The organism is Oscillochloris sp. ZM17-4 (genome assembly GCF_019599295.1).
Classification (GTDB): Bacteria; Chloroflexota; Chloroflexia; order Chloroflexales; family Chloroflexaceae; genus Oscillochloris.
In genome coordinates this window covers 44,664-68,136 of sequence record NZ_JAIEWN010000019.1, presented here as the reverse complement: position 1 = coordinate 68,136, position 23,473 = coordinate 44,664, and the positions used below count along the sequence as shown (strand labels likewise).

At 66.7% G+C, this 23,473-nt stretch carries 20 protein-coding genes, 2 pseudogenes and 1 CRISPR repeat array; of the genes and pseudogenes, 15 read left to right on the top strand and 7 right to left on the bottom strand.

The genetic code is table 11. From position 1 onward, the window contains the following. Entirely contained in the window at window positions 1–495 is a 495-nt protein-coding gene (locus tag K2Z83_RS15115) for a DUF2892 domain-containing protein (protein ID WP_220596020.1), read from the top strand. A 65-nt stretch (window positions 496–560) separates the two neighbouring features. Here K2Z83_RS15115 and K2Z83_RS15110 read toward each other — a convergent pair whose 3' ends face one another. Both K2Z83_RS15110 and K2Z83_RS15105 read right to left on the bottom strand, forming a co-directional pair. Continuing rightward, window positions 561–2,057, bottom strand: a complete 1,497-nt coding sequence (locus K2Z83_RS15110; protein ID WP_220596019.1) for an alpha-N-arabinofuranosidase — start codon at window positions 2,055–2,057, stop codon at window positions 561–563. A 112-nt stretch (window positions 2,058–2,169) separates the two neighbouring features. Beyond that, a complete protein-coding gene (locus K2Z83_RS15105; protein WP_220596018.1) occupies window positions 2,170–3,996 on the bottom strand; it encodes a DUF4157 domain-containing protein in 1,827 nt (608 codons plus the stop codon). Between the two features lie 230 nt (window positions 3,997–4,226). On the opposite strand from K2Z83_RS15105, the gene K2Z83_RS15100 reads away from it, so the two are divergent. From K2Z83_RS15100 to K2Z83_RS15085, 4 genes are all read left to right on the top strand, one after another. Then, on the top strand, window positions 4,227–4,442 hold the full coding sequence (locus tag K2Z83_RS15100; protein WP_220596017.1) for a hypothetical protein: 216 nt from the start codon (window positions 4,227–4,229) through the stop codon (window positions 4,440–4,442). Further along, window positions 4,439–5,425: a site-specific DNA-methyltransferase gene (locus tag K2Z83_RS15095; protein WP_220596016.1), complete on the top strand. Its 987-nt coding sequence runs from the start codon at window positions 4,439–4,441 to the stop codon at window positions 5,423–5,425. Before K2Z83_RS15100 ends, K2Z83_RS15095 begins: the two co-directional genes overlap by 4 nt. Window positions 5,426–5,619: 194 nt before the next feature. After that, on the top strand, window positions 5,620–6,048 hold the full coding sequence (locus K2Z83_RS15090) for a hypothetical protein (RefSeq protein WP_220596015.1): 429 nt from the start codon (window positions 5,620–5,622) through the stop codon (window positions 6,046–6,048). A 26-nt stretch (window positions 6,049–6,074) separates the two neighbouring features. Then, the gene (locus K2Z83_RS15085) at window positions 6,075–6,800 is read left to right on the top strand and encodes a hypothetical protein (RefSeq protein WP_220596014.1); all 726 of its coding nucleotides are present in this window, start codon (window positions 6,075–6,077) and stop codon (window positions 6,798–6,800) included. Between the two features lie 73 nt (window positions 6,801–6,873). Here the strand turns inward: K2Z83_RS15085 and K2Z83_RS15080 are convergent, their stop codons facing one another. After that, entirely contained in the window at window positions 6,874–7,335 is a 462-nt protein-coding gene (locus K2Z83_RS15080) for a helix-turn-helix transcriptional regulator (protein ID WP_220596013.1), read from the bottom strand. A gap of 257 nt (window positions 7,336–7,592) precedes the next feature. Here K2Z83_RS15080 and K2Z83_RS29990 point away from each other — a divergent pair. The 6 genes and pseudogenes from K2Z83_RS29990 to K2Z83_RS15050 all read left to right on the top strand — a co-directional run. Further along, window positions 7,593–8,084, top strand: a pseudogene (locus tag K2Z83_RS29990) (RRXRR domain-containing protein); the annotation flags it as partial. A 57-nt stretch (window positions 8,085–8,141) separates the two neighbouring features. After that, entirely contained in the window at window positions 8,142–9,083 is a 942-nt protein-coding gene (locus K2Z83_RS15070) for an HNH endonuclease (protein ID WP_255604014.1), read from the top strand. A 12-nt stretch (window positions 9,084–9,095) separates the two neighbouring features. Next, complete coding sequence (locus K2Z83_RS15065) at window positions 9,096–11,588, top strand: hypothetical protein (RefSeq protein ID WP_220596012.1); 2,493 nt, start codon at window positions 9,096–9,098, stop codon at window positions 11,586–11,588. Between the two features lie 404 nt (window positions 11,589–11,992). Continuing rightward, a CRISPR array of direct repeats spans window positions 11,993–12,467; the repeat unit is 37 nt; unit sequence GTTGCAGTGGTATCAGCGCGCCAGAGGGCAGTGGAAG. 77 nt (window positions 12,468–12,544) lie between these two features. Next, the gene (locus K2Z83_RS15060) at window positions 12,545–12,727 is read left to right on the top strand and encodes a hypothetical protein (protein WP_220596011.1); all 183 of its coding nucleotides are present in this window, start codon (window positions 12,545–12,547) and stop codon (window positions 12,725–12,727) included. Between the two features lie 301 nt (window positions 12,728–13,028). After that, window positions 13,029–13,469 (top strand): pyridoxamine 5'-phosphate oxidase family protein, encoded by a 441-nt coding sequence (locus tag K2Z83_RS15055; protein ID WP_220596010.1) that lies wholly within the window; start codon window positions 13,029–13,031, stop codon window positions 13,467–13,469. Further along, entirely contained in the window at window positions 13,469–14,032 is a 564-nt protein-coding gene (locus K2Z83_RS15050) for a DUF1697 domain-containing protein (RefSeq protein ID WP_220596009.1), read from the top strand. Before K2Z83_RS15055 ends, K2Z83_RS15050 begins: the two co-directional genes overlap by 1 nt. Before the next feature lie 469 nt (window positions 14,033–14,501). Here the strand turns inward: K2Z83_RS15050 and K2Z83_RS15045 are convergent, their stop codons facing one another. Then, the gene (locus tag K2Z83_RS15045) at window positions 14,502–15,548 is read right to left on the bottom strand and encodes an SRPBCC domain-containing protein (protein ID WP_220596008.1); all 1,047 of its coding nucleotides are present in this window, start codon (window positions 15,546–15,548) and stop codon (window positions 14,502–14,504) included. A gap of 587 nt (window positions 15,549–16,135) precedes the next feature. Here K2Z83_RS15045 and K2Z83_RS15040 point away from each other — a divergent pair. Further along, a complete protein-coding gene (locus K2Z83_RS15040) occupies window positions 16,136–16,513 on the top strand; it encodes a hypothetical protein (RefSeq protein WP_220596007.1) in 378 nt (125 codons plus the stop codon). A gap of 14 nt (window positions 16,514–16,527) precedes the next feature. Here K2Z83_RS15040 and K2Z83_RS15035 read toward each other — a convergent pair whose 3' ends face one another. Then, on the bottom strand, window positions 16,528–18,192 hold the full coding sequence (locus tag K2Z83_RS15035; RefSeq protein ID WP_220596006.1) for a hypothetical protein: 1,665 nt from the start codon (window positions 18,190–18,192) through the stop codon (window positions 16,528–16,530). Between the two features lie 129 nt (window positions 18,193–18,321). Here K2Z83_RS15035 and K2Z83_RS15030 point away from each other — a divergent pair, with 129 nt between their 5' ends. Together K2Z83_RS15030 and K2Z83_RS15025 are read left to right on the top strand one after the other, a co-directional pair. Continuing rightward, window positions 18,322–18,912 (top strand): hypothetical protein, encoded by a 591-nt coding sequence (locus K2Z83_RS15030; protein WP_220596005.1) that lies wholly within the window; start codon window positions 18,322–18,324, stop codon window positions 18,910–18,912. A 64-nt stretch (window positions 18,913–18,976) separates the two neighbouring features. Then, on the top strand, window positions 18,977–19,804 hold the full coding sequence (locus K2Z83_RS15025; RefSeq protein ID WP_220596004.1) for an FHA domain-containing protein: 828 nt from the start codon (window positions 18,977–18,979) through the stop codon (window positions 19,802–19,804). Between the two features lie 64 nt (window positions 19,805–19,868). Here the strand turns inward: K2Z83_RS15025 and K2Z83_RS15020 are convergent, their stop codons facing one another. After that, window positions 19,869–20,774: a DUF4349 domain-containing protein gene (locus K2Z83_RS15020; RefSeq protein ID WP_220596003.1), complete on the bottom strand. Its 906-nt coding sequence runs from the start codon at window positions 20,772–20,774 to the stop codon at window positions 19,869–19,871. Between the two features lie 277 nt (window positions 20,775–21,051). On the opposite strand from K2Z83_RS15020, the pseudogene K2Z83_RS29095 reads away from it, so the two are divergent. Next, a pseudogene (locus K2Z83_RS29095) lies at window positions 21,052–21,804 on the top strand (xanthine dehydrogenase family protein molybdopterin-binding subunit); the annotation flags it as partial. Here the strand turns inward: K2Z83_RS29095 and K2Z83_RS15015 are convergent. Then, window positions 21,753–23,261 carry an LCP family protein gene (locus tag K2Z83_RS15015; protein WP_220596049.1) on the bottom strand — a complete coding sequence of 503 codons (1,509 nt, stop codon included), beginning with the start codon at window positions 23,259–23,261 and terminating at the stop codon, window positions 21,753–21,755. The pseudogene K2Z83_RS29095 and the gene K2Z83_RS15015 sit on opposite strands and share 52 nt — an antisense overlap. Window positions 23,262–23,473 lie beyond the last annotated feature (212 nt).

The following is a 23,473-nucleotide window of genomic DNA, read 5'->3' as shown; positions in this document are numbered from 1 at the left end:
ATGTCCACTATACTCCAGCGCCTCAACGACCCGCTGCCCCGCGCGGCCCGCGGCGCCCTCGGCCTGGCCATCCTGGTCGCCGCGACGAACGGGCTGGCCGGCTGGCCCCAGCTGATCGTCCAGATCATCGGCCTGGGCATGCTCGTCTCGGGGGTCGGCGGCCTCTGCCCGCTGGCCAGCGGCGGGGCCTGCGCCGCGCCCATCCCCCGGCCCGCCGCCCCCGACACGGCCCGCGAGGGTGAGATGGGACGCCTGCACGCCCAGGCCCTCGGCCGCGACTACGACCTGCGCACATGCAACCCGGCCCACGGCCCCTTCTATGGCGCGATGGCCCGCTACAAGGATCACGCCGACGACCCGGCCGCCCTGCGCGAGCTGGCCGACTCGCTTGCGCCGTTTGTCTCCGGCGAGCGCGGCCCCCAGGATCTGCGCGAGTCCTACCGCCAGCTGGCCGAGATGGCCCGCTGGCGGGCGGATACGCTTGAGCAATTGTAGATTGCAGATTGCAGATTGCAGATTGTGCCAATCTGCAATCTGCAATCTGCAATCTGCAATCTGCCCTATCTGGTGCGCAGCACGGTGAAGGAGAGCGGCGGCAGGCTCAGGGTGAAGCTGCCGGCCTGCACTGGCCCGCCCGCCAGTTCGCGCGGCGCGACCACATCGGGCCGCGCGAAGCTGTTGGCCGCCTTCGGGTCGGCCCCGCTGAGCTGGGTGATCCCGGTGACCTGGGCCGGCGCCGCGCCCTGCCAGCGAACCTCCGTCTCCAGGGCCTCGGTCTGGCTGCGGTTCACCAGGAAGACCGCGCCCTGCCCGATGGCCTCGTCGTGGCTGGCCGATACGTCCAGCAGTGGCATCGGCCCGTAGCGCTTCGTCTCGTACTGCGGCGCGACAACGTGTGGCAGCAGCGAGCTGCCGGCGGCGTGGGCGCTGAACAGGGCGAAGGGGTAGAAGATCGACTGCTTGAGCAGCCCGGCGCTGGTGGTCAGGATCGGCGCGATCACGTTCACCACCTGGGCCAGGCAGGCGATCTTCAGCACGTCGCAGCGGCGCAGGAAGACGCTCATCCACTGGGCCACCACCAGGGCGTCCTCCAGGTTGTAGACCTCCTCGATCAGGTGCGGGGCCTCCTGCCAGCCCCCGTCCATCTGGCGATCTTTGTACCAGACGTTCCACTCATCCCAGGATAGGTAGACATCGTGGGCCGAGCGGTGCTTAGCCTTCACATAGCGCAGCAGCCCGGCCAGGGTGTCGATGTGCGACTCGAACTGGGCCGACATGGCCAGGAAGCTCGGCGTGTCGTCGTCGGCGTTGCTGGCGTAGTAGTGCAGCGAGAGGTAGTCGGCCACGTCCCAGCAGTGCTCCAGGGCCACCCGGTCCCACTCGGGGTAGCTGGGCATCGTGGTGCCCGAGGAGCCGCAGAGGATGAGCTTGAGCTCGGGGTCGTGCCAGCGCATCATCTTGGCGGCCTCGCGGGCCTTCTCGGCGTAGCGCTGGGCGTCGAGGTGGCCGATCTGCCAGGGGCCGTCCATCTCGTTGCCGAGGCACCAGTAGCGCACGTCGTGGGGCTGGGGGTGGCCGTTGGCGGCGCGCATGTCGGCGTAGGCGCTGCCCTGGGGGGCGTTGCAGTACTCGACCAGGGCCGCCGCGCCGGCGATGTCGCCGGTGCCCAGGTTGACCCCGAGCATCGGCGCGCTGCCCAGCTCGCGGCAGTAGTCGATGAACTCGTCGGTGCCGAACTGGTTGGTCTCGATCGACTTCCATGCCAGCTCGCGGCGGCGCGGGCGCTGCGCGCGCGGGCCGACCCCGTCGAGCCAGCGGTAGCCGCTGAGGAAGTTGCCGCCGGGGTAGCGCAGCGTGCGCGGGTTCAGCTCGCGCAGGGCGGCCAGCACGTCGCGGCGGATGCCGCGCGCGTCGGCCTGCGGCGAGCCCGGCTCGTAGATGCCCTGGTAGATGCAGCGGCCCATGTGCTCGGCGAAGCCGCCGAACACCAGGGGCGAGATCGGCCCGACGGTGCGCTCGGTGTCCAGGCTGACGCGGGCGGTGGGGCGGTCGCTCATACGGAGACCCCTCTCTCAACATAGCGTCCGGACGACGACGGCCGGATCGAGGAGATCATGCGCGCCGGAGGGGGTGCTGTCAACCCGAGGGCTGCGCAGGCGGCCCGCATGATCAATGCGCGTACGTGGGGTCGCCAATCTTCACGATCCGAATCTGGATCTCCCCCTTTTTTACCTCGTAGTCGAACTCCAGCCGCCGGCGCTGCGAGATCCGGATCGTCGAGTGATTCACGTGCTCGAACTTACCAAAGTGATCATTCATCGTGTCTCTGAGCCGGTGGTTGACCTTTGTGCCGTCGAGGGAGATAAACTCCTTGACCTTGTTCGCCTCCGCGCCGGTCAGCACATCGTCCGAGTCCGCATCCTTGTTCATGATCTTGATCGTCAGGCCGCTGGTGTCGTCGGCGAGCTTCTGGGGCAGGGCGATCGCCTTCTCCTCGGGCTCCTCCTCGGGCTCCTGCGCGCCCTTGCCCTTGGCCTTGCTCGGCCGGTCGGGCGTCTGCTCGGCCTTCACCCGCAGCCGCGCGCGCGCGATCGTGTTGATATCCGCGAGGCACTCGGCAAAATCGCTCCCTGAGAAAAAGTTGTATGCCTGCTGGATCGCATCCTCCTGCTGATCAAGCTTGTCGAGGATGGCCTGATACCCCTTGGCCAGCTTCGCCTTGCTCGCATCCGAGCCCTGGCCGTACCTTGACAGCTGTCTCTTGGTCAGGATCTCCTCGTCCTGGAGTCCCTGCAGCTGGGCGTCGTATGCCTTCCGCACCTTTGGTAGACCGCTATAGTAGGAATTGCACGCGCCGCGCCCATTCTCGATCACCGCCTTGATCGCATCCGCGGATGTGTCATTCCCCTGCGACGTGAGCAGGATGCTCCGCTTCAACAGAAATGCTGAGATCGGCTCGTAGAGCGAGGTCGCGTTCTCAAGCGTGGACACTTTTGTCTGGAGATCGGCCAGGTTGCCCTTCACCTGATCGAGATAGCCCAGCTCCGCGCTAACGTTCGCGTTCCCGCGCTTCTGGCGCTGGCGCAGCTGCTCGCTGGCTGGGCCATAGAGCTTCGCGTCATCAGCGTCGGGCCGGGCGTCCGGGCTCTGGGCCTGGGCCTGGCCCGTCTGGCCCGAGGGGTCTTGCGCTTGCGGCGTCGCTTGCGGCGGCGTCTGCGCCTGCCCGCCGCCCCGCGTCGCGAGCGCAGTCGCCGCCGCGCCCACCGCGCCGATGGCGAGGGTCGGCAGGGCGCTAAAGTCGCCCAGGTACGCGGCGCCGCCGGCGGCCAGCGCGCCGAGGAGCGGGTAGCCCAGCGTGGAGACCCAGTCGCCAAACATGGGCTGCACCGGCAGGTCGCCGGCCGCGCGCCCCGGCCCGGCCGCGCGGGCAGGTGGCGCGCCGGCGGCGGCGGGGCCGGGCGCGCCCCGCGCCGCCCGCTGCCCCATCACCTGCGCCTCGCGCTCCAGCGCCGGGTCGGCGTTGACCCTGAGCGACCCGACGCGCGCAGCCGAGCGCACGCGCCCCTGCTTCTGCTGCGCCACGTGCCAGGCCTCGTGGGCCAGGTGCCGCTCCTGGCCCGGCCCGACCTGGATCTGGGTGCCCTGGGCGTAGGCCAGGGCGTGCAGCCGCGCCGGCGCAGACGAGTTATAGCGAACGCTCACATCGCCCATCGACACGCCGGAGAGCGCCTCGACCCCTCCCCTCAGCTGCTCGGGCAGGCCCGCCCCCTGAGATGCAGGTCGCCCGCCCCAGCTCGGGGCGATCTGGCTGAAGCTGTGGCCGGCCTGCGCCGCGCCGTCGCTCTGCCCGGCTAGCTCGCTCGGCTCGCGGGCGGCCGGGCGCGTTTCCTGGGCCGGGGATGGCGGGGCAAACGGGCGGGCCGGGGGAAGCGATGCGCGCGCGCTATCTGTGGCGGAGGGCCGCCGCTGCGGGTGGGCCTTCGTGTGCTTCGCCATCTGGGGGCCTCCAGGTGTGTGACATCGGACGTCATCGTCGATAGCGCGCTGAGGTCGGGCATGGCTGGGAGAGCGGAGGTGCCGGATGGAGCGAGCCAAGCGCGGGCGGGGGTGTTCGCACGACTGTCCCGACCATTATACCGTATGCGCCCTGCTACGCGCCGCCGCCTTTTGTGCTATCGTAGCTGTGTTACGAGATAGCGTTGCGCATAGCTATGGAGGGCAAACCTATGTCACAACACGAGCGGCGACAGCCCATGCCAGCTGCCCCCACGCGCCCCCCGCTGGGCATGTACGGCTACCTGATCGGAGTCATCCTGATCGGGCTGGGCGGCGGCCTGCTGATCTCCGCAACCATCACCTACCCGGCGCTGTGGGGGCTCGGGCTGCTGCTCCTCGGCTCGCTCACCCTGGCCGTCACCGCCCCGCTCTGGAAGCCCCGGTGAAGAAGCTGCCCCTGCCGCGCCTCGACAGAAGCCCCGAGCTGCGCCAGCACCTGCTGCGCTACTGCCGCATCGGCGCGGGCGAGATCTGGGACGACCCGCAGGGTCGGCACCGGGTCGGCTGCCTCGACGCCGCCGACGCCGGCCAGGTGGCCGCGCTGATGGGCGGCGATCTGGCCGCCCTCGCCATCCACGACCCGCCCTACAACCTGGTGGCCTTCGAGCAGCGCGCCCTCGACGCCTACGTCGCCTGGTGCGCGCGCTGGGTCGCGGCCACCCGCGCCGCGCTGCGCCCCGACAGCGCGCTCTATATCTGGCTGGGCGCCGACCAGACGGCGGGCTTCCAGCCGCTGCCCGACGTTATGATCATGATGCGGGGCACGCCCTTCCGCCCGCGCAGCCTCATCACCATGCGCAACCAGCGCGGCTACGGCACCCAGCACAACTGGATGGCCGTGCGCCAGGAGCTGCTCTACTATGTGCTCGGCGAGCCGGCCTTCCACGTCGAGGCCGAGTACACCGACATCCCCAAGATCCTGCGCGGCTACTACAAGCAGGTCGGCGGGCAGACCACCGAGAACAGCGAGCGCGGCGGGTCGGCGAACATCCGCGCCGGCAACGTCTGGGTCGATGTCCAGCAGGTCTTCTACCGCCTTGAGGAGAACGTCAGCGGCTGCTACGCCCAGAAGCCGCTGCTGAGCTGCGAGCGGATCATGCGCGCCAGCTCGGCCGGCGACGATGTGGTGCTCGACCTCTTCGGCCACTCCGGCAGCACCCTGGTGGCCGCCGAGCGGCTGGGCCGCCGCTGCCGCACCGCCGACATCGACCCGGTCTACTGCGAGATCATGATCCGCCGCCTGGAGCGCCTGCGGGCCAGCGGGCGGGCCGGCTGGCAGCACAGCAACCCCTTCGAGGACGAGTGCGCCGAGGACGAGGGGCTGCGCGCGCTGCTTGGCCTGGCCGGCCCTGCGGCCGACGCCGGCTGAGCGGCTGATCATGTTCGCAGCCACAGATGCATTGGTTGCGATGTCTTCGCCGTGAGTCGCCGGATATGCCCGCGATGGCGTGGCGGCTGCGGGTAGACTGGTGACTGGCAGGCGTATGATCGCGTGGCCGATCTCAGCCGCCCCGCTGCCCCCGGCGGCCTCCCAGTAATTCTGCTTCCATCTGAGACACACCGATGTACCACGCCCTGCTCCTCATCCATGTCGTCTGCTTTGCCCTGTGGTTCGGGGCGATCGTCGCGTCGCTGCTCGTGGTGCGGACCCTCGAATCCCGGCTGACGGCGGCTGACGCCACGGCGGCCGACGCCGAGATCATACGGTCATACATCCGCCGGGAGGTGAAGCTGGTCGATGTCGTATTTGTGGGGCTGCTGGTGTCGGGGAGCATCCTGGCGCAGCTCTACATCGGCTGGACAAGCTGGGTGCTGATCAAGATCAGCCTCTTCATCGCCCAGTTCATCGCCACGATGGCCTTCATCTTCCTCAGGATCCGCCCGATCAGCTACCCGTGCTCGACCCAGGTCTACCGCCGCTGGTACCAGCTCTTCAGCGTGTCGATCGGGTTCTTCGCGATCACGCTGCTTGTCGTCTACTTCGGGCGATAGGCCGGATCGCCCGAATGGAGGTCGCCGTGGACCAGACCATCGCCCCGCCCCAGGCCTACCGCCTGCTCCAGCAGCGCCTCGACCGCAACGTCACCGGCGCGCCGGACTCGCCGACCCTGATCCGCATCCTGAGGCTGCTCTTCTCGCCGGCCGAGGCCGACCTGGCCCGGCGCATCCCGACCACCTTCATCGCGCTGGGCAAGCTGGCGAAGCGCGCCGGCATGGCCGAGGAGCGCCTCGCCGAGATGATCCCCGGCATGGCCGAGCGCGGCCTGCTCTTCGACATCGAGCACGAGGGCCGGCGCTACGTGGCCCTTGCCCCGGTGGTGATCGGCTTCTTCGAGTTCACCTACATGCGCGCCCGAGGGGGCTACCCGACTGAGGAGCTGGCCCAGCTCTTCGACGAGTACTTCTTCGAGCGCGAGGACTTCGCCCGCGCCGTCTTCGCCGGGCAGACCCAGATCGGCCGCGCGCTGGTGCGCGAGGAGGCGCTGCCCGCGGGCGACCACAGCGAGATCCTCGACTGGGAGCGGGCCTCGCACATCGGACGGCAGACCGCCGCCAGGCCACCCGGACCAGCGCACCGCGCCCGTGCGCTCCGATTGCGCAGACGCTCAAGAAAGCCAGGCGCGGTGTCGGCGTCAGCCGTGAACCGGCCAAGCGAAGCTGCAAGGACACTCGGCCTCAGCACTGGGTCAAGGAAAAACCACCGGCAACGGTGGCTGACAGCGCTTCGCACGTGCGGCGCGTAATCATGTCCTAGACGCGACTCATACCTCCGCCAGGAGAGCCGGCCCCTTTTGGGGCCTTTTGTCTGCCCGCCTTTTACTTGGGGCTGAGCAGGGCATCAACAGGCACGCCAAAGAGATCGGCGACGCGCAACAGGAGATCGACAGAGGGTAGCTTCTTGCCGCTCTCCAGAAAGCTGATATGAGCCTGCGCAGCGAGAAGTTGGTCAGCTAGCTGGGCCTGGGTGTTGCCTGCCTCAATGCGGAGCTGCGCGAGGCGCGGGCCAAAGTAGTGTGCGCTACGTGCTGATGCGCTGCCTTCACGTTGGTGCTCTTCGGCAGCATCGGCAGGCAGCCGATCCAGAATGAGGTATTCGACCCTGACTGCGAAGATCTCAGCGACAGCCACAATCATCTCAAGCGAGGGCTCGAAGCGACCCGCCTCCAAATTACTGACGTGGGCGTGGGAAGCAAGCTGCAGCTGCTGAGCCAACTCTACCTGAGTCAACTGGCTGCGCGTGCGCAGGTAGCGTAGTTTTTGACCAAAGATCTGGCCCATAGACTCCCACATGGGGAGTCGCTTGACAGCATGAACATACGCGCCTTATAATGTTTGTGCTGGTTATAAACCGTGCCCGAGGCGGGAGCCTTCCATTTATCCGACTCCCCAGTCCGTGGATGGAAGGATTCCCTTGCCTCGGTTCGCGTTGCTCATTGTAGCATCTCTCTTCCCCCTCAACGCACAGCTCGTACCTCCTTTGCGGAGAGCATGCCTCTTTCCGAGGCCAGACCGCCCTTGCAGCCCAAGGAGCGCCCATGTCTGGCCCGGTATTCGTCGTAGACGCCGGGGGCACGCCATTGATGCCGATGTCAGCCGCCTATGCACGCAAGCTTTTGCGTGAGGGCAAGGCCCAGCGCCTTGCCCATTCGGCGTTTACCGTCATCCAGCTCTCGCGCCATGTTGAGCAGCCAACCCTGCGGCCTATTGTCGTCGCTTTGAAGCTTCACCTGCGCACCGCCGAGCTCTTCCTGGTCGCAGAGGGTCAGCAGGAACTCCAGCCGCTCCACCATCTGATCATCGACCTGCGCACCGACCTACCGCGACGCCTGCGCCGGCGGGCCGGCCATCGCCGGCGACGCCGGGCGCGTCAGCGCTACCACGTCCTATCTCGCCACGGCCGGCCCTTCAAGCTGCGACGGCCCAGTATGGCCCGCTCAGCCTGGGGCTCGGCGCTGATGAGACCAAGGTCACGGCGAGGGGGCGCTACAGGAAGCCAGCTGGGTATCACCCCAGTTCTCATCTGGCGAGCCCAGGCCATCCAGCGCACACTTGGCGCGCTCCAGCGACTCCTCCCAATCAGCCAGTTGCTTCTGCTCGATAGCCCAGGTATCGCGTACCACGATCACCAGCCGCCGACGCCGGCGGAGCGCCGCGAGCGGCTCATCCTGGCCTACGGGTACTGCGACAGCCTGGGCAGGCCGGTGCCTGTCTGCGCCTTCTGCGGCACCACAACGGGCTCAATCGAGGTCGAACACCTCTTGCCCACCAGCCGCGGCGGAACCGAGGCCTGGGAGAACCTGGCCCTGGCCTGCCGAGCCTGCAACCAGCGCAAGGGGGCCCAGACGCCCGAGGAGGCCGGGATGCAGCTACTGCTTCACCACAGCCTGCGCAGCCAGCGCCGAGGACGACTGCGCCCCTACGTCGATGGCACGCTGCGCGCCCTGCGAGGCCACCTGCGCGAGCTGAACCTGATTGCGATCAGGCCGGGGGGCGCCGAGGGCAACCGGCTTGCACAGGACGTGATGAGCAGCGTCCTGTCGAAAACCGCGGACAATACGCCATTCCCAGAGCCGATCATCGCCTACCCGGTGCCGCGCCCGCGCAAGCAGCGCTTCAGCTCGCGGAACTATCGGCTCAGCACATCCTCGCGGGCGGATTTGGTTCGAGTCGGACGAGCTATCAAGCGGCTGGTGCGCGTCAACCAGAGCCTACGGCTTAACCGCGGAAGTGGTCAGGTGAGAGTCCAGGCCATCCTCGCCGGCGATAACCAGGCGCCTGGGAAACCCGATGCCTCGCTCCTGATACGCCCAGGAATGCTCTGCTCGGCGGCCCGTGCAGGCATCCCGGTAGCTGGTGTCGTTTCGGCGATCCACTCCAGCGGCCGCCTGACCCTGCGTGTGCCCGTTGGAGCAAGCCCGGAGGCGGTGATCTGGCGCCCGGTTGTCATCAGCCCACGCCGTGATCTTCGCGTGCTCAGCACTGATCGTGTCGTGTTTATTCGCCCAAAGCCGATTGAGCCAACGTAGGAGTCCGGAGCGATGAGTGATCAGCAGGTGTCAAAAGCCGAGAAGCGTGAACTTCCCCCAGCACACAGTGTCGAGAAAGAGCTGCGCCGCCGCTTTACGATGCGGTGGAGACCCGTCATCCTCACCTTCGAGCTGAAAATCCGCAAGCCGAGCGCGCTCAAGAGCACGCGGATGATCCGGACGGCGAGCTTTGTGACCAACCTTAAATCGCGTATTCTTGAGCACTACAAAGAGGACTACCTCCACCCGCGATCTGATGGGGCGATTGCGCTCGTACTGAGTGTGGGTGGCAGTAACACAAAGCGCTCGAATGCCATTGGCACACGTATCAATAGCGAGTTTGTGGGCCACCTGTTGGACGATTACCGCTTTGCATCGCGTATTCCTGATGGCGCGTGCCGTGCTGCCGCCACGATGATGATCAACTGGGTACAGAATATTGCCTCATTCATTGAGAGACGAGAGGCGGTTGAGCCTGCTAAGAAGAAGCGGAAGAAGCCGGCCGAAGTCCTTGAGGGCCTGACGATTGATGACTTCTATGCCGGCTGGCGTCGCCAGGCCGAGCTTTATGAGCAGGCTGCTACGACCATTATTCCCTTTGGCCGACACAAAGGCACACCGCTCGACGAGATCGGACGCCGGGAGGCGCGCTGGCTGATCAGCCATATGCTTCCGAAAGCAGATCTTGAGCAAACCCTGAAGTATGTCAATCAGCTGCTTGCGAAAGAGCCTGATCTGACTGATGACGCGCTCTTCGTGGCCCACCCCTACAAAACTGACGATCGCCACAAGCGAGCACTGCAGGCGCGCCGACTTATCCAGCGAGTGATAGCCCCGATTAGTACGTCTGAGCCAACACTCCTTGGGTTGCTCCAGGCGAATGAATTAGCGGAGCTGCGAGACGAGCTCCTGGAACGGATCAACACCGGCGCAGTGCTTGATCAAAAGCTCGAGCTTTCAGGGCTACAAGAAACGCTGGCTGAGACGATTGCGGCCTCAGAGGATCTCGAAACCCTGCAAGATGCGTTTGAGATATTCCTCTACGGCAAGCCGATGAATTTTCCTTCGATCGCATTGGTCGACCCGGAGGGTGGATATCCAATCCAGGCACTGGCTGACTATCAATCCAGCCTCAAGTGGTTTCGCCCCAACCCTGACCGATTGGTCGATGCCGAGAAGTACGCCGACGAGCGCCTGGAGGCCCGCGCCAGGGAGCATCTGGAGCGAACAAGCGGCCGCCTCCGCACGCCAAAGTTGCAGCCGATCCCCTTCGTTGGAACCACCAAGCCGTCCGCAGCAGGTAAAGCGACAAACTTCCGCGATTGTGCGCTGCTGTTCGACGAAGAGACCGGCGAATACGTGTTCATTGCCAAACTCAGAGGAATAGACGACCCACTCACTAACGAAGAGATTGCTCAGCGAAAAGCGCTACCGCAAAACGCAGAGCGATGGGGGAAGCTTCACTACGCCAACCTCCCCTTGCACACCATCCAGATGTCCGAGCGTGTAGCGATTGAGCTGTATCCCCTGGAATGGGGTGAGGCATCAGTGCGTAGCCGCTTTCTACGCAAGCGCGCCCCGATGCTGAAGGCACTGATTGCGTACCAACGGCAAGCTCAAGAGGAGCTGTTTGAAGCTGCTCGTGCAGCTGGCCAGAGTGACACTGAAGCGCTTAGAGCAAGCCTTGCCATTGATCCGATGTTCACAACCGCGAAGATTGTGACCCGTCCAAAGGCCGATGGGAAGGCTGAGTTTTTTGTGCAGATCACCGCAAAGCCGCCAGTGACACAACGCCGCGATCCCGCGACCAGTGTGATCGGGATACACGAACACCGCGACGGGTATAGCTACGCGATCATCGGGTTTGACGGCAAACCGCTGCGCGGGCCGGATGACACGGAGCAAGTCGGTGACATCCTGACACCGGCTCACGTCGACCCGACGCTCGGTGCCCGGAAGAGCAAGAACTACGCGCACGAAGTGGCGAATGCGATCATTCGCCAGGCTGAGGGAGCATTCCTCGGCCTGGAGGACACAGGATACCGGAAAGCCAAGAGTGATCTGTCTCGCGAGCGCAACCGCGAGATCTTTCAGCGGCCATCCAAGCTTGTCGTGGCCCTCCTTGATTACAAAGCGCGCCACACTGGTATACCTGCGCCCTTACTCGTTCGTAATGTATCGCCTTCACGCGACTGTGGCGTATGCGGCGTGCGGCTACCGAAAGGCGTGAGCGGGGTGAGTAAGGAGTATCGGGCGACCTGCCCGCAGTGTACGCAGGTTTGTCCAGTAGGCTCGGAAGACGATGAGATCTCCTGCCTATCATGCCAGTTTACCTGGAGCCCCCAATGGCGAGACAAATCAACGCACTATTCCTTCCGCTGTCCCAGTTGCTTCGCCCCAGCACGGCCAGCCCGCCACAATACCGCAATCGTAGTGGCGCAGGAGACGCTGCGAAGGCTCAAGCGGCGCGCCGAGCAGCAGGAAGAGGCCGAGGCAGATGAATAGAACATTCTGGAACCTGTGCGCTTCCGCACAGCACACATAGCCACGAGTATCTCGTCTCTATGTGTGTACCGCGAGCCCCTGGTCGTCGGCCAGGCACTCCCAAAGAGTGCGCGAGGAAGTCTAAGTCGTTGGTCGGCGGTAATAGTTGCATGACCTACCCCAACCAGCTATGATGGAGTGGCCTACCTTCGGGCAGGCCATCTCTACTTCCGGAGGTGCGCGCCCCAGCATCGACCATCGATCCTGGAGCCGAAAAGATGCCCAACGCGCTTCCGTCGGCTGCGCGGCGTGCTCGCTGAGACCGTTTTCGCAACTCGGGCCTGTTTTTGAGCAAAAAACGAGTTGCGAAAAAATTGCCAGGAAACTCCGTATTGCATGGCTTCCTAATGCCATGTAGATCCGGGGTTGCAGTGGTATCAGCGCGCCAGAGGGCAGTGGAAGGTCGCTGGACGCTCTGGACTAAACCAGCTGTGTCGCGTTGCAGTGGTATCAGCGCGCCAGAGGGCAGTGGAAGTGCCCACGTCGCTGGTGCAGCTGGCGACGAAGGCGAGTTGCAGTGGTATCAGCGCGCCAGAGGGCAGTGGAAGACAAAATGGGCAAGGTAGCGGTTTAATGCGATGCCTGTTGCAGTGGTATCAGCGCGCCAGAGGGCAGTGGAAGCCACCGGCGAGCAATGGAACTTGCCAGCGTGGCCGAGTTGCAGTGGTATCAGCGCGCCAGAGGGCAGTGGAAGCATACAGGTCGGCGCCGCAGTTCTGGCAGGCGCTAATGTTGCAGTGGTATCAGCGCGCCAGAGGGCAGTGGAAGTGATCAGCCTGCGCAGCAGCTGGCGCGCTGTCTGAGTTGCAGTGGTATCAGCGCGCCAGAGGGCAGTGGAAGCATCGCCGGTATAAGAGGGAACTACTGCATTGTGATGCGATTAGTCCTGCTTTTAGAGGAAGTGTAAGCGGTTTCTGATGGATGAATTTGGATTTCTGCCGGAACTTGCCAGTGTTGCTCTGCTACTGGCTCGCCCGACGGCCAAAAACACAAAGTGTCACTTTGCGATTATGCGCTCCTCAGGCTTTTTTAAGAGCCGACCCAAAGGCGCTGATCTTGTCGCTTTTGTGGCAATTATCGAAAACCGTGAGATTTCCTGATAATGCCTTACATCGCCGTTTCTTGGCATTGGGAAGCTCTACAATGATCACTATACTAGTTCCTGACAATCGTTATACTAGTTCCTGACATTGGGCAGGGCGCGGCACCCGTGAAGCGGGTGCCGCGCCTCTGTCTGTCGAGCAGGTCCTGCTGCTCAAGTCGCTCTCCGGCGGCGAGTGGGCAGGCGGGCGCGGCCAGAGAAGGGCTGCTGCGGGCGATCGTCCGCTTCCATGCTGCCGAGAGCATCAGCCGGGCCAAGGCGGCAGCCGGGAGAAGCAGAGCGGAGCGGGGAGGCCCACAATGAGCTGGGGAGATATGGAGCGGCAGCGGCCCGAGCTGGCCGCCTTTGGCGCGGAGCGCCTCAACGGCATGGTCGCCTACCTGGCGACCACGCGCGGCGACGGATCGCCGCGGGTCCACCCGGTCACGCCGATCATCGGCCAGGGGCGGCTGTTTGTGTTTATGGAGCCGACCTCGCCGAAGGGGCACGACCTGCGGCGGGACGCGCGCTACGCCCTGCACTGCGCGGTGGGCGACAGCGGCGGCGGCGGCGGCGAGTTTCACGTCGCCGGGCGGGCGCGGCTGATCGCCGACCCGGCGGCGCGGGCGCTGGCCGCGGGGCTGTCCAGCTATGCCCCGGCTGATCGCTACATTCTGTTCGAGCTCGACGTCGAGCGCGCTGCGTCGACGGTCTACGCGGGCGACCAGACGGCACACCAGCGCTGGAGGCTGGGCGAGTGATGACACACACAAGCGCAACCCAGATCGCGCTGCTGCGCGGGATCAACGTCAGCGGCCGCAACCGGATCCCCATGGCCGAGCTGCGCGCCCTGTGCGCCGAGATCGGCTGGGGCGATGCGCAGAGCTACATCCAGAGCGGCAACCTGATCTTCCGGGCCGACGCCGCGCCGGCCGATCTGGAGGCCGCCCTTGAGCGCGCGATCACCGGCAGGTTCGGCCTGACGATCCCGGTGATCGTGCGGGCCGCCGCCAGCTGGCCGGGCTACATCGGCGCCAACCCCTTCCCCGAGGCCTCGGCGCGCGAGCCGAACCTGGTCATGCTGGCCCTCTCCAAGGCCCCGCCAAAGGATGACGCCGCCGAGCGGCTCCAGGAGCGCGCCGTCAGCGGCGAGCGCATCGCGCTGGCCGCCGGCGCGCTCTGGGTCCACTACGCCGAGGGCGTGGCCCGCTCGAAGCTCGCGCCGGCGCTCTTCGACCGGCTGGCCGGCTCGCCGGTGACCGCGCGCAACTGGCGGACGACGCTGAAGCTCGGCGAGCTGGCCGCGGAGCCCGCGAGTCATTAGTGCCACGTCATTGTTCCCTCGCCCAACCGCCCGGTGACTGAAGTCGCGGGCTGATTCTTCAGCGAAGGCCGCCTGCGCGGCCTGCCTGAGGCCGCGCAGGCGGCCTTCGGCAGATCATTTAGCCGGGGACTTCAGCCCATGTGCGTTCGGTGAACCGAAGCCGGATTGACCGCCCTCCGCCCGTGTCGGCCCGCCGGGGCATTGTAGGGCCGAAGCATGCGCACCCCATGCATGGGGCGACACGCAGATTCATCCGGTGCGCATGCTTCGGCCCTACGCCAATGCATCAGGCACCTGTTGTGCTCCACACGAAAACCGTTCACCGAACGCACATGGGACTTCAGCCCCCCCCGGCGGTGACGCTGAGCAACAATGACGTGGCCCTAGCGAATCATACGCCTGGTTGAAGTTGCCAGCGAAGCTGGCAACTTCAACCAGGCGTATGATTCGTTCCGGGGCGTGTGGCCCGCTAGAGGCCGAACTGGCGGCGGTGGACGAACTGGCCGGCGCCGGCCTCGCCCCTCCACGCGCCCGCGTCCACCAGCACCCGCCCGCGCGAGAGCACCGTGCGCGGCGCGCCCGTCACCTCCCAGCCCTCGTAGAGCGAGTAGTCGGTGGCCTGGTGGTTGGTCGCCGCGCGGATTGTGTGCTTGGCCTCGGGGTCCCAGATCACCAGGTCGGCGTCGGCGCCGGGGGCGACCAGACCCTTCTGCGGGTAGCAGCCGAAGAGCTTCGCCGGGTTGGTGCTGGTCAGCTCCACCCAGCGGTTCAGCGAGATCCGGCCGGCGCGCACGCCGTGGGTGTAGAGCACCATCATGCGCTCCTCGATGCCCGGGCAGCCGTTGGGGATCTTGGCGAAGCTCTCGCGGCCCAGCTCCTTGCCGGCCGGCCGCCCGTCCACGCCGCCCGCGAACCAGAAGGGGCAGTGGTCGGTCGAGATCACCTGCAGCGCGTTGGAGGCCACCGCCCCCCAGAGCGCCGGGTGGTCGCTCGCCTCGCGGAAGGGCGGCGAGCAGACCCACTTCGCGCCCTCGAAGCCCTCGCGGGCCAGGTCCTCCTTGGTGAAGAAGAAGTACTGCGTGCAGGTCTCGCCGAAGATCTGGCCGGCGTAGCCGCGCTCGCGCGACTGGCGGATGGCGTCCATGGCGGCCGCGTTGGTTACGTGGACCACATAGAGCGGCGCGCCCGCCACCTCGGCCAGGTCGAGGATCGTCGTGTCGCCCTCGACACGTAGCTTGATCCCGCCGCTCCCCTTCAGGAATCCGTTGCTGCCCTTGCCGTCCACATGGATCTCGTAGGACTCAGGGGTGATGATATTGTCGATCTTGACGCGGCCGTTGTACACGCCGCGCACCGCCTGAAGGCCGATCTTCAGCGTGGTCTCATACTCGTTCTCGCCAACCTCATCGAGCCGCTGGCATCCGGGGATGGTTCGCGCCAGGATCTCGGGGTCGTTAATTGCCGACCAGACCTCCTCGCGGGTGGCCTCGAAGGTGTAGTTGCCAGCGATTCTCACGCTGTGCTCCTTTAGGTCAGTGCCGAATGCCCAGTGTGCGCCAGGGCAGACGGCGAGAGGGCGTATACGCGCACGTTTCGGTGACGTTTAGGGCCGCGGCCAGGGCGATGGGGCGCTTGTGGGGTGCCGGGGGAACCTGCGGGGCGCTGAGACAGCAGGACGGGTGGCGCGCAGGCCTCATCGCCGGCAACCAGACATTCTGGCGGCGGGTCTGCGCAACGTTTCGCAGAGCCAATCCGTTAGGGATGTCTACGACAAGTTATGACATTGCTACTTATGGGATCCGCCAGTATCGTACCCGATGCCCATCCCCTTGTCAAGGCAACGATGGGCTACGGGTGTCACGAATCTTCGTGCAACGGTGGCGATGGCGGGCGGCTGAAGCCGCGTCGCCGGGGCGCTGCGCGCCGGGCGTCGGCCTGCGCCGACGCCAGAACCGCCCGCGACGGCGGGCGGGCGGCCTTTGTTAGCGCGAATAAGCCTTGGGTTAAACTATGAGCGTAGGTGTCTCAGCTCGCGACTGACGTCGCAGCGCGGGGGCCAAATTATCATGAGTGATCGTCCGCCTTCATGTAGAGTTATCATTGTTGAACACACCACTTCCCAGAACCACACGGCTTAGGCTGGCCCTTATCTTTGGCGTTGCCTCAGGCCTGATCTGCTGGGGCTATCGTCTGAGCGTTGAGGGTGGCGCGGGTGATTTCACCTGGATCCTGCACGCTGCGGAGGATTTGCTGAGCGGCCGTGACCCCTACGCCAACGTCTCGCTCGGCTCCCCCTTCTTCGGCTGGGTGGGGTACAGAGTGTGGTTCCCCAATGAGCTCCATGGCGAGCTGATTACGACGGTATGCTTCTACCTGCCGATGCTGATCATGCTGCTGCGGCGCGGTATTGATGTGCCGCAGATCCATCAGCTGCTCGTGCGCTTGCGCGCCCGCCTGCCACGGCTGGGCAGACATATCTGAGCAAGGTGGTGCGCCTACTGCGCGCCGTGGAGCGAGAACATCGCGCGGAAGCCGCCGAGGTCGCGGTCGAAGCGTTGATTCCCCTCAGCGACCTCGATACGCGCGGGCGGGCCATCCCTGCCGTACCCGTAGATCATAAGCACCGGCCGCTCGTGATCGGTGATGGTCAGCAGGATCTGCGGGTCTCCCTCGGCGTATGCGAGGAGCATGTCGGCGCGCTCGGGCGGCAGCAGGTAGAGCTTGGGGCGCGCGGGGCTTTTGGCCAGGGCCACATAGGCATCCTCGGGCCGCTCGGCGTCGGTCAGGGCGATCATCGGCCGACGCAGGTAGTACCAGAGCTGATACGGCTCAAACCGGCTATCTGCGAAGATCAGGTCTTGGGTGGATGTCGAGCTTCGGACCCACCAGGCAGCCGCCTTTAGCCCCTGGTCGGCGGACACTCCGCCTTGGGCGATGCTGCCGCCGGCCAGGGGGCCGACCCCGAAGATGATGGCGATCGACTGGAGCGCCATGGCCGCCGCGAGGGCCGGCATAAGCAGCCCGACCAGCAGCCTCGGGGCGCGGCCGCGGCCCCACAGCGCGCCCAGCATGATCGCGGCGTTGATGACCAGCCCCACGCCGCCCATCAGCAGGTAGCCCACGAAGTTGGCGCGCGTGAAGATCATAAAGGGCAGCAGGTAGGCGCAGGCCCAGAGCAGCGGGACGGCCCGGCGATCAAGGCGCAGCAGCGCCGGGAGCCCGAGCGCGCCGAGTACGACCAGCAGGGCGAATCCAACCGAGCCGGCCATAACGCTGCCATTGGCCCAGAATGCGCCGAGAAAGAGCCCCGGCTGCCGGTCGGAGCCCTGGAATAGCCGCGAGAAGGTGCCGCCCTGGGGCAGGTATCCCGCCGCGTAGGCGACCATCATCAGCCCATTGGCGCAGATGAGCAGCAGCGGGGCCAGCAGGACCGCCCGGGACGTGAAGAGGCGTCGGGTGGCCGCCAGCCGCGCGCGGAGCGAGGACTCGGCCGGCCCGCAGAGCATGCCGACGGCGAAGAGCAGCGCCAGCAGCACCGGGAAGAAGAGCTCGACCAGCAGGGCCACACAGAGGGCCAGGCTGGCACGGCGCGCATGGGCCGGGGTCGGCTGCTCGTAGTAGCGCACAAAGGCGCGCAGCGTCACCAGCTGGCAGAGGCCCATCAGGGTGATGTGGCCCAGCCCCGAGGCCCGCGTCGTGACCGCGTGGATCGGCAGCACGGCAAGCAGCACGGCCGCGATGGCCCCCGCCCGGCGCCCCGCCAGCTCCTCCGCGAAGCGGGCGCCCAGCAGAATCGTCGCGAGGCCCGCCAGAACAAAGGGCAGGTTCCACCACCACTCGGTGATCGTGATGCCCGCCAGCCCGACGAGAGTCATGCTGGCCATGCCGAGGGCGGGCGGCAAGATACCGTGGACGCTTGTCAGCATCTGCCAGATGACGGGCGGCTGATCGATGAACGAGCCGGGGCCGCGCGGGTAGAAGAAGGTGACAATCGCAGCCAGCTCGGCGTGGTCGCTGCTCACAAAGGGGGCGTCATTTGCGATCAGGCGCAACATAGCCCCGACAATCAGCGCCGCGCTGATCAGCGCGGGGTAGGTCAGTCTCGGGCGGGCGTGGGGTGGGGGCTGAGCTGGGAGACTGCCGGGGCCTCGTTGGCGCATACTACGGTTACTCCTGGGTATATGTATGTCGGCTGAAGTATATCTTAGCCTGTGCCTGTGTGGGAAAGGTGGGCATGTCTGCGCCCGCCTTCCGACTCCCACCGCCCAAATCCCGCTATAATGCGAGCCATGGACATCCCACGCTTCGCCGATCTGCTCGTCGGCAAGGTCGGCACCATCACTATCGCCCCCGATGGCGCGCAGCTGGCCGATGCGCCCCCGGCCGGGCCGATCCTCTCCGGGGCCTTCAACCCGCTGCACGCGGGGCACCTGGGCATGGCCGCCGCCGCCGCCCAGATCTGCGGCCAGCCGGCGGCCTTCGAGCTGGCCGTGCGCAACGCCGATAAGGGCGCCATCCCCGCCGAGGAGGTCGCGCGCCGGGCCGCGCAGTTCGCCGGTCGGGCGGTGCTCATCCTCTCGGCCGCGCCGCTCTTCGCGCAGAAGGCCGCCCTCTACCCTGGCCGCGCCTTCGTGCTCGGCTACGACACCGCCGTGCGCCTGCTCGACCCGCGCTACTACGGCGGCGAGCCGGGCCTGCGCGCCGCCCTCGACCAGATCCGCGCCGCCGGCTGCCGCCTCCTGGTGGCCGGCCGACTGGTCGGCGGCCACTTCCAGACCCTCGCCGACCTGACGGTCCCGCCGGGCTACGCCGACCTCGCCGCGCCCATCCCCGAGGCGCTCTTCCGCGCCGATATCTCGTCGAGCGCGCTGCGAAGATAATGTTGAATGCTGAATGTTGAATGCTGAATGCAGCAAGCCGTCGGCTGCAACCGGGTGCCATCAAATGATCGTCTCATACGGCATATTCGAGGCCAGGATCCGCGCCATTCAACATTCAGCATTAGATACGAAGGAGCGACCCATGCTTGACCGCGCCGCATTTGAGAAGGAGAACCAGGACACGCGCAAGCAGCTCGCCGCCCTGGAGAAGGACGTCAAGCAGCTGCGCGACTGGGTGAGCAGCAACGAGCGCGCCCTGAATGGGATGAACGAGAGCCTGCGCCGGATCACCGAGGACGGCATCACCAAGGCCCGCGCCGACCTGTCGGTGCGCGAGGGCGACCTCCAGCGGCTGCGCGGGGTGATCGCTAAGAACGACAAGATCCTCTCCCGGATCGGCGACATCGAGCGCCGGCGCAAGGATATCGCCACCCTTGAGGAGGAGCAGGAGCGTCTGATCGTGCTGCTGGAGCGCAACCGGGCCGAGCTGCGCCAGTTTGAGCAGGAGTACGAGGAGATGACTCGCCCGGCCGCGCCCCCGGCCGCCCTGGCCCCCTGCGAGGTGGTGCTGCCGAACAACCTGCGCATCCCGCTCGACCCGGGCAAGGGAACCTACATGGTCGGCTGGTACGACGCGGCGGCCGGCGCCGCCCCCGACATCGACCTGCACCCGGTGGGCGGCAGCGCCCAGGGCGTGAGCCGCCAGCACGCGATCATCCGCCTCGCCGAGGGCCAGTGGACGGTCACCGACCTCGGCAGCACCAACGGCACCTTCCTCAACGATGCACCGATGGCCCCTAACAGCACAGTCGCCCTGCGCGACCGGACGCGCATCCGGCTGGGCAATGTGATCATCTTCTTCCGCTACATCACCCAGACGACGCGGCTGTAATGTTGAATGTTGAATGCTGAATGCCTGAGCATTCAGCATTCAACATTCAACATTCAACATTCGGCTACGCCGCAGGTGCCTTGCGCCGGCCGCGGGTCGCCCGGCGCCAGCCCCAGCGGCCCAGCAGCAGCAGCGGCAGCCACACCGGCGACCAGATCAGCAGGACGATGCCCAGCTCGGCCAGGCCCTGGCCAAACTCCAGCAGGTCGCCGAGGGCCTGGCGGGCCACGCGCAGCGGCTGCCAGCCGCTCTCGGGGATGATCGAGGGCTGCGGCGGCACCGGCTGGAGGTCGGCGGTGATCGTGGCCATGGCCGCGCTGTCCTTGAGGTACTTCATGCGGCCCTGGATCTGCTCGATCTGGCCCTGGATATCGGTGAGGGCGTTATTCACCTGCAGGGCGTCCTCGACCTTCGTCGCCTTGGCGAGCAGGTCGAGCAGGCGGGTGCGGGTGGCCTCCAGGTTGCGCAAGCGCGAGTCCAGATCCACAAACTCGGCGGTCACGTCGTCGCCGCCGACGCTGCGCGAGAGCACCTTGCTGGCCAGCCCCTCCAGGTCGGCCAGGGCCGCGCCGAAGCTGTCCGAGGGCACGCGGAAGGTGATCGTGGAGGTCTGGCGGTCGCCGCTGCCGTTGGTCTGCACGCTGACCACGTAGCCGCCGAGCTGCTCGGCGCGGGCGCGGATGCTGGCCTCGGCGTCGGGCACCTTCGCGACCTGCAGCGAGATGCTGGCGGTCTTGATCACCATGCGCTGGGCGGCGGCCTGGCTGGCGGGCGCGCTCTGGGCCGCGCCGCCGGCGGCGCTGTCGTAGGACTCTAGGGCGGCGGGGGCGCCGGCGGCTATGGGCGCGGCGGTGGCCATAGCCATCTCAGGCTCAGACGGCATCGGTGCGCTGGCGGACTGCGCGCCGCCGCATGCGGCCAGGAGCATGGCGGCGAGCATGGCGGCGGCGAGGATCTTCATGGCTTGCATCGGCTTCCTCCGGGGTGGGCGTCTGTGTGTGCTATCTGCCACTATAACGCAGTGGCTGGGCTGATAGTTCCCGATTCTTCGCCCGTCCGCTGCCCCGAGATCAGCCTTTGGTCGTACGCGGGATCTTCCCCTACTCCCGCCTAGTTGTGGTACAGTTAGGTCTGCCCCCAATCTTTCAACACACGACCCTTGTAGATAGCTGATTGTGTATGGCCGTAGGCTTCCCCTCGCCATCCCAATCTGCGATCTGCGATCTGCACTGGCACAGAGGAGTCCTATGAAGGCGACGACGAGCGAGTACACGCACCTGGGCAAGGGCCGCAAGATCATCGACGGCCTGGAGAAGATCACCGGCCGCTCCCGCTACTCCGGCGATGTGGTGATGCCGAATATGCTCTACGCCCGCGTGGTGCTCAGCCCCTACGCCCACGCGAAGATCCTGGCGATTGACACGGCTGAGGCCAGCGCCATCCCTGGCGTGGCGGCGGTGCTCACCGCCGCCGACCTGCCCACAAAGGGGCGGCTGGCCGGCTCGCGCCAGGGCACGACTCTGGCCGAGGAGATGGTGCGCTACCGCGGCGAGCCGGTGGCTCTGGTGCTCGCCGAGAGCGAGTCCGCCGCCGCCGACGGTGCCGCCGCCGTGATGGTGGACTACGACCCGCTGCCGGTGGTCGCCAGCTTTGAGCAGGCCCTGGCCCCCGACGCGCAGGTGATCTGGCCCAACGGTGCCCCCAAGGACGGGGCCGACCTGACGGCCGCCCACGCCGCCGGCGACCGTGGCGCGGATGACTCGGGCGAGCACACGCCCTCGAACATCCACGAGCATAAGCGCTTCGCCCGCGGCGATGTGGACGCCGCCCTGTCCAGCGCCGACGTGGTGATCACCCGCAGCTACCGCACCCCGATCATCCACCAGGGCTACCTGGAGCCCCACGCCTGCGCTGTGGACGTGGACCCGGCCAAGCGCGCGCTGACGATCTACACCGCCACCCAGGGCCAGTTCGGCGTGCGCGACGAGGTGGCGCGCATCCTCGGCCTGCCGAAGAGCAAGGTCACGGTGGTGCCGATGACGGTCGGCGGCGGCTTCGGCGATCTGCGGCCTGACGAAGAAGGATATCCCCCCAGGATCACCACAATATCAGCCTGGCTGAGCACCCCCGGCGCCGCGCCGCGCACGGTGGACGCATGCAGCGTCTTCGCCAGGCGTCGGCTGGTGGCCGGCTTCCCGGTGGTGTCGTAGACCGTCGTGCGCGGGTAGCTGCCCTCGGGCGCGTTGTCGGGCACCAGGATGCGGAAGCCCGCGCCCTCAAGCTCCAGGCTCACCGTGCGGGCCAGGCCGGGCGTGCCCGTGCCATTCAGCACCTGCACCGTCGCCCCCTCGCGGCCCTCGCTCGGCGGCGCCGCGAAGGTGTCCAGCAGCGCCTGGATATCCTCGGCGTTCCAGATCAGGTTCGAGCCATTCTCTGTCAGGCCGACCACATCAGGGCTGATCCGCAGCTGGCCGATCGAGTCCGGGTCGAGCCCGCCGGCCAGGCTCATCAGCCCGAGCAGCACATCGAGCCGGTCGATCGGCATGGTCGTCAGCACCGGCGGCGTGGCCCCGCCCTCGCCGGCCACCGAGGCGAGCAGCGCGGGGACGGCGGCCACCTGGGCCGGCCCGCCCTTGCTCTGGAACTCGTGCAGGATGGCCCGCAGCACCTGCTGCTGACGCTCGGCCCGCCCGAAGTCGCTGTCGGCGTGGCGGGTGCGCGCGTAGATCAGGGCGCGCGCGCCGTCCATGCGCTGCGGGCCGGGCTGGAACTCCACCCGCATCGTGCCGAAGTCCGGCGTCGGGTACTCATCGTCCACGATCAGCGTCGGCACATCCACCGTGACCCCGCCCAGGGCATCGATCACCCCGGCGAAGCCATCGAAATTCACCTGGGCCGTATAGTCCACCCGCATGCCGTGGCGGCGCAGGTCGAGGAACCGCTCGACGGTCTGGGCGGCGAGGGCCATGCCGCCCTGCTCGGGGCTGGTGTCCGGCCCGTAGAGCTCCGCGGCGCGGGCGAAGCCCTGGCCGTAGGCCACATTGATCTTGGTGGTGCCCACATCAGGCAGCTCGACCTGGGTGTCGCGCGGGATGGAGAGCAGGCTCACCCAGCGCCCGGCCGCATCGAGGCGGGCCAGGATGAGCGTGTCGCTGCGCACACCCTCCTCGGGGTGGTCTGGCCGGGCGTCCACGCCGATCAGCAGCAGGTTCGCCCCCACCAGCGGCGTGGCCAGAGTCGGGTTCGGCCGCACCTCGGGCACCGTGATCGCCGCCGCCAGCCGGTGTACCTGCCAGTAGAGCAGGGCCGCGCCGACCAGGGCGGCCGCCAGGGCCAGGGCAAGGCCGAGCTTAACCCGCCGCCAGATCGTGCCGGGCCGGCGGCCCGGCTGGCGCCGGCCTACCGCCATGGTCTCGCCGGTGTAGGCGCCCCGGCGGCCGCTGGGGCTCTGGTTCATTGGCACGACATGTTCCTCACATGTAACATCCGCCGCGCCCGCATGCACTATAGGGCGTAGCATCGAGTTTGTTGTCGGGGGATAACTAAATAGTAAAAACTTCGTTTAAATCATCGAGACCGTCGGGCGGCGACGCCGCACACGCAGGCATTGTAGCAGGCATTCCCGGCCCACACCTGAGCGCAGCCGCACACGCCGCTGATGGCGGGTAT

Excerpts from the sequence above, each read along its gene's own strand:
- K2Z83_RS15015 (WP_220596049.1), bottom strand. The coding sequence starts at position 23,261 with ATGAACCAGAGCCCCAGCGGCCGCCGGGGCGCCTACACCGGCGAGACC.
- K2Z83_RS15025 (WP_220596004.1), top strand. The coding sequence starts at position 18,977 with ATGATCGTCTCATACGGCATATTCGAGGCCAGGATCCGCGCCATTCAA.
- K2Z83_RS15105 (WP_220596018.1), bottom strand. The coding sequence starts at position 3,996 with ATGGCGAAGCACACGAAGGCCCACCCGCAGCGGCGGCCCTCCGCCACA.
- K2Z83_RS15115 (WP_220596020.1), top strand. The coding sequence starts at position 1 with ATGTCCACTATACTCCAGCGCCTCAACGACCCGCTGCCCCGCGCGGCC.
- K2Z83_RS15090 (WP_220596015.1), top strand. The coding sequence starts at position 5,620 with ATGTACCACGCCCTGCTCCTCATCCATGTCGTCTGCTTTGCCCTGTGG.
- K2Z83_RS15065 (WP_220596012.1), top strand. The coding sequence starts at position 9,096 with ATGAGTGATCAGCAGGTGTCAAAAGCCGAGAAGCGTGAACTTCCCCCA.
- K2Z83_RS15055 (WP_220596010.1), top strand. The coding sequence starts at position 13,029 with ATGAGCTGGGGAGATATGGAGCGGCAGCGGCCCGAGCTGGCCGCCTTT.
- K2Z83_RS15080 (WP_220596013.1), bottom strand. The coding sequence starts at position 7,335 with ATGGGCCAGATCTTTGGTCAAAAACTACGCTACCTGCGCACGCGCAGC.
- K2Z83_RS15050 (WP_220596009.1), top strand. The coding sequence starts at position 13,469 with ATGACACACACAAGCGCAACCCAGATCGCGCTGCTGCGCGGGATCAAC.
- K2Z83_RS15110 (WP_220596019.1), bottom strand. The coding sequence starts at position 2,057 with ATGAGCGACCGCCCCACCGCCCGCGTCAGCCTGGACACCGAGCGCACC.
- K2Z83_RS15100 (WP_220596017.1), top strand. The coding sequence starts at position 4,227 with ATGTCACAACACGAGCGGCGACAGCCCATGCCAGCTGCCCCCACGCGC.
- K2Z83_RS15020 (WP_220596003.1), bottom strand. The coding sequence starts at position 20,774 with ATGCAAGCCATGAAGATCCTCGCCGCCGCCATGCTCGCCGCCATGCTC.
- K2Z83_RS15060 (WP_220596011.1), top strand. The coding sequence starts at position 12,545 with ATGGATGAATTTGGATTTCTGCCGGAACTTGCCAGTGTTGCTCTGCTA.
- K2Z83_RS15030 (WP_220596005.1), top strand. The coding sequence starts at position 18,322 with ATGGACATCCCACGCTTCGCCGATCTGCTCGTCGGCAAGGTCGGCACC.
- K2Z83_RS15035 (WP_220596006.1), bottom strand. The coding sequence starts at position 18,192 with ATGCGCCAACGAGGCCCCGGCAGTCTCCCAGCTCAGCCCCCACCCCAC.